At 44.1% G+C, this 8,519-nt stretch carries 13 protein-coding genes and 1 pseudogene; 6 read left to right on the forward strand and 8 right to left on the reverse strand.

The features are described 5' to 3' along the window. A pseudogene (locus tag PX481_RS14185) lies at positions 1-356 on the reverse strand (NAD(P)H-quinone oxidoreductase subunit 4); the annotation flags it as partial. Positions 357-659: 303 nt separating this feature from the next. Beyond that, entirely contained in the window at positions 660-1,397 is a 738-nt protein-coding gene (locus PX481_RS14190; RefSeq protein WP_288027035.1) for a phycocyanobilin:ferredoxin oxidoreductase, read from the reverse strand. Between the two features lie 175 nt (positions 1,398-1,572). Between PX481_RS14190 and PX481_RS14195 the strand changes: the two genes are divergently transcribed. Beyond that, complete coding sequence (locus tag PX481_RS14195) at positions 1,573-3,885, forward strand: transglutaminase TgpA family protein (protein ID WP_288094796.1); 2,313 nt, start codon at positions 1,573-1,575, stop codon at positions 3,883-3,885. A 70-nt stretch (positions 3,886-3,955) separates the two neighbouring features. On the opposite strand, the gene PX481_RS30145 is transcribed toward PX481_RS14195, so the two are convergent. From PX481_RS30145 to PX481_RS14215, 5 genes are all read right to left on the reverse strand, one after another. Next, positions 3,956-4,075, reverse strand: coding sequence for a type II toxin-antitoxin system YoeB family toxin (locus tag PX481_RS30145; RefSeq protein WP_502845703.1), 120 nt, complete (start codon positions 4,073-4,075; stop codon positions 3,956-3,958). Between the two features lie 140 nt (positions 4,076-4,215). Then, entirely contained in the window at positions 4,216-4,452 is a 237-nt protein-coding gene (locus tag PX481_RS14205) for a type II toxin-antitoxin system Phd/YefM family antitoxin (protein ID WP_002762994.1), read from the reverse strand. 164 nt (positions 4,453-4,616) lie between these two features. Continuing rightward, positions 4,617-4,886, reverse strand: coding sequence for a hypothetical protein (locus tag PX481_RS14210; RefSeq protein ID WP_002736772.1), 270 nt, complete (start codon positions 4,884-4,886; stop codon positions 4,617-4,619). Next, positions 4,834-5,172 carry a DUF6972 family protein gene (locus tag PX481_RS30150; RefSeq protein WP_002762993.1) on the reverse strand — a complete coding sequence of 113 codons (339 nt, stop codon included), beginning with the start codon at positions 5,170-5,172 and terminating at the stop codon, positions 4,834-4,836. The genes PX481_RS14210 and PX481_RS30150 overlap by 53 nt, the downstream gene beginning before the upstream one ends. A gap of 5 nt (positions 5,173-5,177) precedes the next feature. Continuing rightward, entirely contained in the window at positions 5,178-5,375 is a 198-nt protein-coding gene (locus PX481_RS14215; protein ID WP_002762992.1) for a type II toxin-antitoxin system HicB family antitoxin, read from the reverse strand. A 324-nt stretch (positions 5,376-5,699) separates the two neighbouring features. On the opposite strand from PX481_RS14215, the gene PX481_RS14220 reads away from it, so the two are divergent. Further along, on the forward strand, positions 5,700-5,948 hold the full coding sequence (locus PX481_RS14220; RefSeq protein ID WP_002762990.1) for a hypothetical protein: 249 nt from the start codon (positions 5,700-5,702) through the stop codon (positions 5,946-5,948). A gap of 446 nt (positions 5,949-6,394) precedes the next feature. Continuing rightward, a complete protein-coding gene (locus PX481_RS14225; RefSeq protein WP_288094797.1) occupies positions 6,395-6,859 on the forward strand; it encodes an SRPBCC family protein in 465 nt (154 codons plus the stop codon). A gap of 73 nt (positions 6,860-6,932) precedes the next feature. On the opposite strand, the gene PX481_RS14230 is transcribed toward PX481_RS14225, so the two are convergent. Then, the gene (locus tag PX481_RS14230) at positions 6,933-7,136 is read right to left on the reverse strand and encodes a ssl0294 family protein (RefSeq protein WP_002762986.1); all 204 of its coding nucleotides are present in this window, start codon (positions 7,134-7,136) and stop codon (positions 6,933-6,935) included. Between the two features lie 70 nt (positions 7,137-7,206). On the opposite strand from PX481_RS14230, the gene PX481_RS14235 reads away from it, so the two are divergent. Genes PX481_RS14235 through PX481_RS14245 form a run of 3 tightly spaced genes read left to right on the forward strand, consistent with a single transcriptional unit; the run spans position 7,207 to position 8,481 of the window. Next, positions 7,207-7,722 (forward strand): DUF1499 domain-containing protein, encoded by a 516-nt coding sequence (locus PX481_RS14235; RefSeq protein ID WP_002762985.1) that lies wholly within the window; start codon positions 7,207-7,209, stop codon positions 7,720-7,722. 37 nt (positions 7,723-7,759) lie between these two features. Beyond that, positions 7,760-8,257 carry a DUF427 domain-containing protein gene (locus PX481_RS14240; protein ID WP_002762983.1) on the forward strand — a complete coding sequence of 166 codons (498 nt, stop codon included), beginning with the start codon at positions 7,760-7,762 and terminating at the stop codon, positions 8,255-8,257. Between the two features lie 20 nt (positions 8,258-8,277). Continuing rightward, positions 8,278-8,481, forward strand: a complete 204-nt coding sequence (locus PX481_RS14245; protein ID WP_288094798.1) for a hypothetical protein — start codon at positions 8,278-8,280, stop codon at positions 8,479-8,481. Positions 8,482-8,519: the final 38 nt, after the last annotated feature.

Here is an 8,519-nt window from a genome sequence, read left to right on the forward strand (position 1 = left end):
AGGAAGTAGAATAGTTTCGGTTTAAAAGTCACCGGCCAAGCCGCTAAGATAGCCAGAGTGGTGATAAATCCCGTTAAGATAATCAGAGGCATGGAGAGGCCATCGGCTCCTAAGGACCATCTTAGGTCAATTTCGGGCAACCATTGGTAACTTTCCACTAATTGCAGATTGGGATTAGCGAAATCGTAACTGGTATAGAAAGCGTAGATAATTAGGGCAAAGTCGATTAATCCCACCGTCAGAGCAAACCATCTCACGGTTTTACCGTCTTTATCGGGAATTATGGGAACTAATAAAGCGGCGACGATGGGAAAAAGGATGATGGCAGTTAACCAAGGAAAGTTCGTTAGATTCATCGGCTGTTTTAATATTTATTTAATTGTCAGAATCGAGAAATTAAGCTAGGGCTTTTTGGCGGTTTTACCGGGGAAAACCGCTTTTTTTCTCTTCTTCTCGCGGTTACAGTTAACTGTACCTAAATCAATCTAGCAATTATTTTCCTGTCTTTGTCTATTAATATTGTTAAGTTTCAAGAGACTTCTGGCCTAATTAGGGTTTACTAAAAAAGTTTTTCGGTGGGGGCAGGGTGTGGGGTGTGGGGTGTGGGGTGTAGGGTTTTATACCATTAACCCATCCGACAAATAATTGTGCCTCCCTACTTAATCGGGCAAATCAAAGAGAACGCCCGTCATATAACGCTCTGCCCATTCCCAACCAAAGGCTTTTTCTAGTACACGCCGAGTTTTATCGTTTTTCTGCTGTTGACTACAATAATCCCGTTGTCCCTGTAAATAAATGCGCGCTTCTTCCCCAGAAAGAGGCTGACTTTCCCTAGCACATTTGCAGTGAATTGTCAAGAAATCTGTTACTCTTTGTAAAAATTGTCGTTCCTCGGCGGCGGTTTCGGGACGAATAAACAGACAATATTCCGAGAAAATATGACCCCAAGGCGGCAAATCACGAGCTTGAGCGAAATCGACCCCAGGTAAAGCCGCTAAAGCTTGATTATAGGCACTAGAGAGGGTTTTATCGACACTGGTGGGAGAAAGATCCACAATAGCGGCACTGATTCCCGCTTTGCCGGAGACTATATCACATCCAAACATCGGCAGCGGATATTCTGGACGGGGGAACATGACACAGTGAAGTATATCCAAACCATTGCCCAGTTTAGCCAGTTCTAGGTGCATTTTGCGGAACTGGGGGGTTTGATAGCAGCGATTCTCGATAATTAATTTTTCCCCTTCTAAACGTCCCTCCACATAGCCTAAACCTTCGGGTAACTCAAAGGGCGACAAATCAAGATAATTTTCCCAGTGGGACAGAATTGCTGTGGCTAATTGTCCAATCAGGGGATGAAGTAACGGTAAAATTTCAGGGTTGGTAACGGCTATCATAGGTCAGTTATCAGTTATCAGTTATCAGTTATCAGTTATCAGTCATCAGCTTTTTGCTCCCTATCTCCCGTCTCCTGACTCCTGACATCTAAAATCCACTTTACCCCATGGAGCGATCGAGATTAAAACTGGGAAATATAAAATTAACTTCTTTGTCCTTCTCCCAATTTACCCTATGGTTAGCAGTGCCGCTCGTCCAAGACCTTCCTTAAAAACCCTCTGGCAAAAGATAGAATCTTCTCCCTTGCCAGAAACCGAGGAATCGATTATTTTAAGAATTCTGGTGCAAGCTTTAGTAATCGTCGGTATTATCGCCACCGATGTGGCTACTGATAGTTATACCAGTATTTGGGCCGTTCCTCTCAGTATTATCGGCGGAATCTGGAGTTGGCGACGCAGGAAAAAGCGCAATATCGGGGCAAAATTTTGTATAGCGATCGGAATGTTGGTAGTGTTGGCGCTATTCTTGGGTAATATCGTTGCGATGCAGGATAGTCGCATTGCCCTAACACAATTATTAATTCAACTGCAAATTCTCCATAGTTTTGACCTGCCCCGACGCAAAGATTTGGGGTATTCTATGGTAATCGGTTTAATTCTCTTGGGAGTCGCCGGGACAATCTCCCAAACCCTCGCTTTTGCGCCTTGGTTAATCCTCTTTCTGCTTTTATCCCTACCTACCCTAGTTTTAGACTATCGTTCTCGTTTAGGTTTAGATAATCTCAATCAGAGTCTCCCTTTCTTGGCAAAGAAACCCCCCCGTCTAGCTACAAAAAAATTAGTTTCCCCACAAAATTCTCCCCTTTCTCCCAAACGTTTCGGGATTTTCTTTCTGACAATTCTCCTCTTGGGATTGACAATTTTTGCCCTGATGCCGCGTTTTCCTGGTTATCAAATTCAATCTTTTCCCGTCAATAGTCCAGGAGGTATGGAAAATCAGGATTTTGAACAGGGAGACCGACAAATCGTTAACCCCGGCTATGTGCGCGAGGGTGAAACGGGGAATGGTGGCGTAAATGGCGGTAATAGTCCCACTACAGGGTCAGGACAGTTAGATTCCACCTTTTATTACGGTTTTAACCCCCAAATCAACCAAAATTTGCGGGGAAGTATGACTCCCCAGACAGTCATGCGGGTACGTTCCCAAGCCCCCGGATTCTGGCGGGCTATGGCCTTTGATCGCTATACTGGTCAAGGGTGGCAAATCTCGCGAGATCAAGAAGTGGAGGATTTAAATCGCAGTAGTTGGTCCTATCGCTTTTTTGTGCCGCTACCTGCAACCCAAGCCAAAACCCATCAGGTAGTCCAAACTTACAGCATTGTCTCCAGTTTACCGAATATTATCCCCGCTCTTACTTCGCCTCAGTTTCTCTTTTTTCCTACCCGACAGGTATCTTTAGACCGAGAAAATAGCTTAAGGTCGCCGGGGGGGTTAGCGGAAGGGCTAACTTATACTGTAATCTCACAAGTGCCGGAACGCAATCGCAGCCAACTGCGATCGGCACCAGAAACCTACCCTAAGTCTATTCTCAAGCATTATTTACAAATTCCTGCCGAAATTGCCCCGAAAGTCCGCCGAAAAACCGAGGAATTGCTGGCAAAATCTCCCACACCGTTAACCTCTCCCTACGAGAAGGCCCTATATTTAGCCCAAGCATTGAAGCAAAACTACGAATTAAAAGCCGATTTGCCCTTTTTAGCCGAAAATGAGGATTTAGTCTCGGCCTTTTTGTTTCGTTTTCAGGGGGGTTACGCCGATCATTTTTCCACCGTGTTAACGATTATGTTACGCTCGATCGGTATTCCTGCCCGATTAGCCACCGGTTTTGCTCCTGGCCAGTTTAATCCTTTCACTGGCTTTTATGTTGTCCAAAATACGGACGCTTACGCCATCACAGAGGTGTTTTTCCCCGGTTACGGTTGGTACAATTTCGATCCTATCCCGGGCCACGAATTAATTCCCCCATCCTTTGAGCAAGCGGAACCTTTTAGCGTCCTCAAGCAATTTTGGCAATGGGTAGCCGGATGGTTGCCCTCCCCAGTAACGGGTTTTCTCGGTCTGATTTGGGAAAATGTTATCGTTACTATCGGTCAGTTATTGGCCTGGTTATGGCGCTTTATTTCCGGCAGTCTTTTCGGGGGAATTCTCGGCGGTTTAGTGGGGGTCGTCTTCGCTTACGCTGGTTGGTTAGGATGGGGACAGTTCCATCGTTGGCGTCGGGGTCGCCGGTTAGCAAAACTACCACCAATCGAGCGTTTATACCAGCAAATGTTAGGAATCTTAACAGAAGCCGGTTATGGTAAACATCCCGCTCAAACCCCTTTAGAATACGCCACCGCCGCCCGCCGCGTCCAACCGCCGCCAGTGGCGAATATTATCGAGGAGATTGCTTGCGCCTACGTTGATTGGCGTTATGGCGGGAAATCGGCTAATATCGAGAGATTACGCCAACGTTTTCGAGAATTTGTCAAGTTGGTGAAAAAGTGAGCTTGAGCCTATAGTTAGGGTTTGCCGAAAAAGTTTTTCAGCAAATCCTAGATTTAACGATGTCTTAACGCTATTCATAATGTGTCCACATCCGCAGGATTTTAACTATACCCTCAGATTGAATAACTTCGTACACAAGACGATGCTGAATGCTTATTCGCCGAGAGTACACACCATTCAAATCTCCCACTAACTTTTCCTAAGGCGGGGGATTTTGGAATGGATTGACCTGAAGAATGTCAAGTAACATCTGCGCTTTATTTTTTAAATGACTAGAATTAAGCTTCTTAGCTTCTTTCTGCGCCTGTTTGGTGTAAACCAATTTCCACCTCACCATTCTAGCTCCTCAGCACATTCTTCAACCGGCGTTGCCAGTCCCTCCCGAATTGATTCTCGCATCCCCGGAATTGAGAGGAGATATAACGTTTCTTGTACCGATTTCCAATCCCCTTCAGATAGCAAAACTGCATTACCATCGCATCCCTCAATAATAATGGGTTCGTGGGAAACAGTCACTGAATCAATCAAATCCTGCAACTTTTGTTGAGCCTCATTAACCGGGATCATAACCCCTCCTAATTGTTTTCTACCAGTGCCGAAAGAAAATCCTCCGATAATCCTAGCGCCAATTACCCAAACCTGACTCCATTCGTAACTATCTCGGTGCTTACCCTAACGGCACTGGTAAGGCGATATTCTGACTTCATTCCAAACGACAAGTTTAAACAAATCTAAGCGCTTTCCTCACTAGATAATCGTCCTTCAATCGGTTCGTATTCATCTTCCAAGAGCCAGAGTTGAGCCTCTTCATAATCTGGAAACGCCTTGACGAGACGGTACTTTTCAGCAGGATCAAAAACATAACACCCCCTCGCCTTATCGATCAACACTAGCAGGATATAGGGAGGGGACTGCATGGAATCCACCCAAACTTCTAGGAAGCGCCAATTATCCTTCACTAGGTCGGGTTCGAGGAATTGCGTGATATTCGTTGTTTGCATTAATCTTAACCTCGCCGTAGAATAAAGAAGACTTTAAACCATCTGGGCTGATACGACAACCAATCGCTTCGGCAAAGAATAGCCCATAGCGCTCATAGTTTCGAACATTGCCCGTGTATTCACCCCTTTCCATGATAGCCTGAATAACTCGTAGCATTGTATCTTCATCTTTAAACACATGAATAGCTCGTCCTCGTAACAGTAATCTCCGTGATTGTGGAGTATTCGGTAGATGTTTAGAAATATGCTTAGTGTCAAGAAAAATCTCGCGATTAATTCCGCTCATAATGGTTAGACTTCAACGTCTCTAATAATTGCTGGAATCGGCAAGCCGTCTTCCGCTAAAGCCGCAATATAACCGGCAATCGCCTCTTTTATATTAATCAAGGCTTCTTCTTTCGTTTTTCCCTGACTAACACAGCCCTTGAGACTTGGACACTCCACAATCCAATAGCCATCTTCGTCTCGATATACAATGACTTGCCTCATTTTCCCACTCGCTCTTTAAGAAGTGTTAATAATTACCCCTAATCATAGCAAGCAACTCAGCGAAATTTATTTACCGTTCCCACATTAGCCTTCCCCCCAACGTCATCTCTAGATTTAGCCCCGGCGCTGGAGAATACTTACACTAGCGGCACTGGTTTTTCGCAACCAAAGTAAATTACAGATATTAAATTGAGAGTAACTAAACTTGACAATCAGTTTAACAATGCGCTAGAGTAACTGAAACTTCTAGACTGTAACGCTGGCTGAAGGGAAGCTATTAATTTCGACTAAATTTCTTTACTACTAAACTCAGAAAATATAATTATGACAAACTATCAAACAGAAATCCTAATCAAAGTTCCTTTAGATGTTGCTGAAACTTATTGGAATGCAACGGAAGAAGAGCGTCAAAAAATAGCAGAAAAAATCGCTTTTTATGTTCAATCTTCAAATTTATCTAGAAAAGAATCTCTGGACAAATTATATAAAACGATGGATACTATTGGACAAAAAGCACAAGAGAGAGGATTAACCCTTGAAATTTTAGAATCTCTCTTAAATGAAGATGACTAGACGCTTTGTTCTCGATACCAATGTTATTATCAGTTAATATCGAGAGTTTACGCCAACGTTTTCGAGAGTTGCTCAAGCTAGTGAAAAAGTGAGCTTGAGAGCAGTTATCTTAATGGTGAGGTACGAAGTTTTCGTTTTGGGGAGTCGGTCGCCGGTCGTCCATAGCAAATTAGGTTACACTTTATCTTGATGAGAAAGGCTATAAACAACACTATGTTAAGAAATGTAATCAAGGCCGAAACCCTTACTGTTGCCTTGTCTGCACAGTTAACTTTATTTTTGTCCGACTACCGATAATTCTCAGCCAGCAATTTAAGTAGGGAGGCACAATTATTTGTAGGATGGGTTAGCGGTAGCGTAACCCATGCAGGCGTTGGGTTTCATGCTTCAACCCAACCTACGTTCATCTTATATTTAATTCCACCCACCCACTTATAAGCAGATCAATGTCATCTTGTCAAGTATTTGAACAATCAATTCAGATTAAAGCTAGTGCCACGACGGTAGAGCGTTGTATCACGGATTTAGAGTTAATGCGTCGTTGGTTGAATCCATTGTTAGTTTGTGAACCTATCGGGGATTGGAAGACCGATATCGGTGGGAGAAGTCGTTTTTTGATTCAAATTCCCCTAATTCAGCCGACGCTAAAAAGTACGGTGATTGAGAGAGAACCGGGATTAATTGTCTGGCAATTTGAAGGCTTTTTTCGCGGATGCGATCGCTGGGAATGTCAACCCAATGATGGCGGCACTTGTTTAATCAATCGTTTTGAGTTTGCGATTCCTAATCCAGTTGTGGGGTGGGGATTCCAGCAATTCGCCGCCAAATGGACTAAAAAGGATATGGAAGCGCAATTAAGACGCTTAAAACGAGTAGCCGAGGAAATTTATCTACTTTCAGCCGAAAGTTAAGCTGATGCAGTGGTAAGCGGGGGGTTTTGGGGATGGGAGAATACCCTCACCCCCAACAGCTAACCCCTGATCCCTAATCGATCGAGATCGACTGGGGACCGTTGCCATTATCCTGATTATTGTCGTTAAAACTGACTAATCCCTGCTGTTCTAACCATTTTTTGAGGGGATCGTCCGAGAGTTTCAAGCGCAGTAATCCAGAGGCAAAACCACCGAAAAAAGCGATCGGTTGTTGAATCAGTTCTTTAACAACGGGTTGTAATTCATCGAGAAACATCTTATTCTATCTCCTGATATTGTCACACCTATCAATGTTAAGTTAATTGAAGTGATTCTGTAAGACTAGCATGACTGAAACTCCCAACACGGTGAAAAAATCTTTCCGGCTAACCCCGTTTATTTTCCTAGGAATACTGCTCATCTGGCTAGGAATTAGGTTAATTGCTCCCGATAGCGTTAGTTTATTCGCCGGTACTCGTCCCGATTATTTGGGAGTCAGGGAGGGTAAACTGGCTCCTTGTCCGGTCACTCCTAATTGTGTTAGTAGTCAGAGTCAGGATCAGGCTCATGCGATCGAACCCCTTAGTTATCAGGGTAGCGGCGAAGAAGCGATCGAGCAATTAGCTAAAATTATCGCCTCCCAACCGAGAACTAAAATTATTAGCCAAGATAGTAACTATCTCTACGCCGAATTTAGCAGTCAATGGATGGGATTTGTCGATGATCTGGAATTTTTTCTTAATCCTAGCAAAAATGCGATCGATGTTCGCTCGGCCTCCCGGTTAGGAGAATCGGATTTAAATGTCAATCGAGAACGAGTGGAAACCCTGAGAAAACTCTTTTCAGTGATCAGTAATCAGTAAACGGTGAACTGACTCGGAGAATAATATAAGAAAAATTATGTTTCGTCCCCAACCGATACCAGCAAAAGCAGGACAGGAATCCGTCTGGGATTATCCTCGTCCCCCGCGCCTAGAATTATCGCCTAAACACCTAAAAATTATCTTTAATGGTGTGATAATTGCCGATACTAAAAGCAGTTATCGAGTTCTAGAAACCAGTCATCCTCCAGTTTATTATCTACCGCCCCAAGATATTAAAATGGAATACCTGCAAGCCACAGCAGAAAAGTCTTTTTGTGAGTGGAAAGGTCTAGCGGGATATTACAATATCACCGTTGGCGACCAACAGGCAATTAACGCCGCTTGGTATTATCCGGACCCAACACCAGAGTTTCAGGCAATTAAGAATTATCTGGCTTTTTATCCTGCCAAAATGACCGCTTGTTATGCCGACGGCGAATTAGTACAACCGCAGCCTGGCAACTTTTACGGGGGATGGATAACCTCCGATGTGGTTGGTCCGTTTAAAGGCGCTCCCAATAGTTGGGGCTGGTAATCACGTTAAGTAAGTAGGGTTTGCTGAAAAAGTTGATTGGTGGAGTCAGGAGTCAGGAGATGATTTTTATTTATTCTTCCCACACCCCACACCCCACTTCCCCAAAACCCCACTTCCCACACCCCACACCCCACTTCCCCAAAACCCCACACCCTACACCCTACACCCCCCACCCCACACCCCACACCCAACTCCCCACCCCCCCATTCACCTTTACACCTTGATTCTACCTTTTACGAGAAATTTATAACATATTCCACAC

It is taken from the genome of Microcystis sp. M53603_WE2 (genome assembly GCF_030065435.1).

Excerpts from the sequence above, each read along its gene's own strand:
- PX481_RS14190 (WP_288027035.1), bottom strand. The coding sequence starts at position 1,397 with ATGATAGCCGTTACCAACCCTGAAATTTTACCGTTACTTCATCCCCTG.
- PX481_RS14195 (WP_288094796.1), top strand. The coding sequence starts at position 1,573 with ATGGTTAGCAGTGCCGCTCGTCCAAGACCTTCCTTAAAAACCCTCTGG.
- PX481_RS14205 (WP_002762994.1), bottom strand. The coding sequence starts at position 4,452 with ATGATCCCGGTTAATGAGGCTCAACAAAAGTTGCAGGATTTGATTGAT.
- PX481_RS14210 (WP_002736772.1), bottom strand. The coding sequence starts at position 4,886 with ATGCAAACAACGAATATCACGCAATTCCTCGAACCCGACCTAGTGAAG.
- PX481_RS30150 (WP_002762993.1), bottom strand. The coding sequence starts at position 5,172 with ATGAGCGGAATTAATCGCGAGATTTTTCTTGACACTAAGCATATTTCT.
- PX481_RS14215 (WP_002762992.1), bottom strand. The coding sequence starts at position 5,375 with ATGAGGCAAGTCATTGTATATCGAGACGAAGATGGCTATTGGATTGTG.
- PX481_RS14220 (WP_002762990.1), top strand. The coding sequence starts at position 5,700 with ATGACAAACTATCAAACAGAAATCCTAATCAAAGTTCCTTTAGATGTT.
- PX481_RS14225 (WP_288094797.1), top strand. The coding sequence starts at position 6,395 with ATGTCATCTTGTCAAGTATTTGAACAATCAATTCAGATTAAAGCTAGT.
- PX481_RS14230 (WP_002762986.1), bottom strand. The coding sequence starts at position 7,136 with ATGTTTCTCGATGAATTACAACCCGTTGTTAAAGAACTGATTCAACAA.
- PX481_RS14235 (WP_002762985.1), top strand. The coding sequence starts at position 7,207 with ATGACTGAAACTCCCAACACGGTGAAAAAATCTTTCCGGCTAACCCCG.
- PX481_RS14240 (WP_002762983.1), top strand. The coding sequence starts at position 7,760 with ATGTTTCGTCCCCAACCGATACCAGCAAAAGCAGGACAGGAATCCGTC.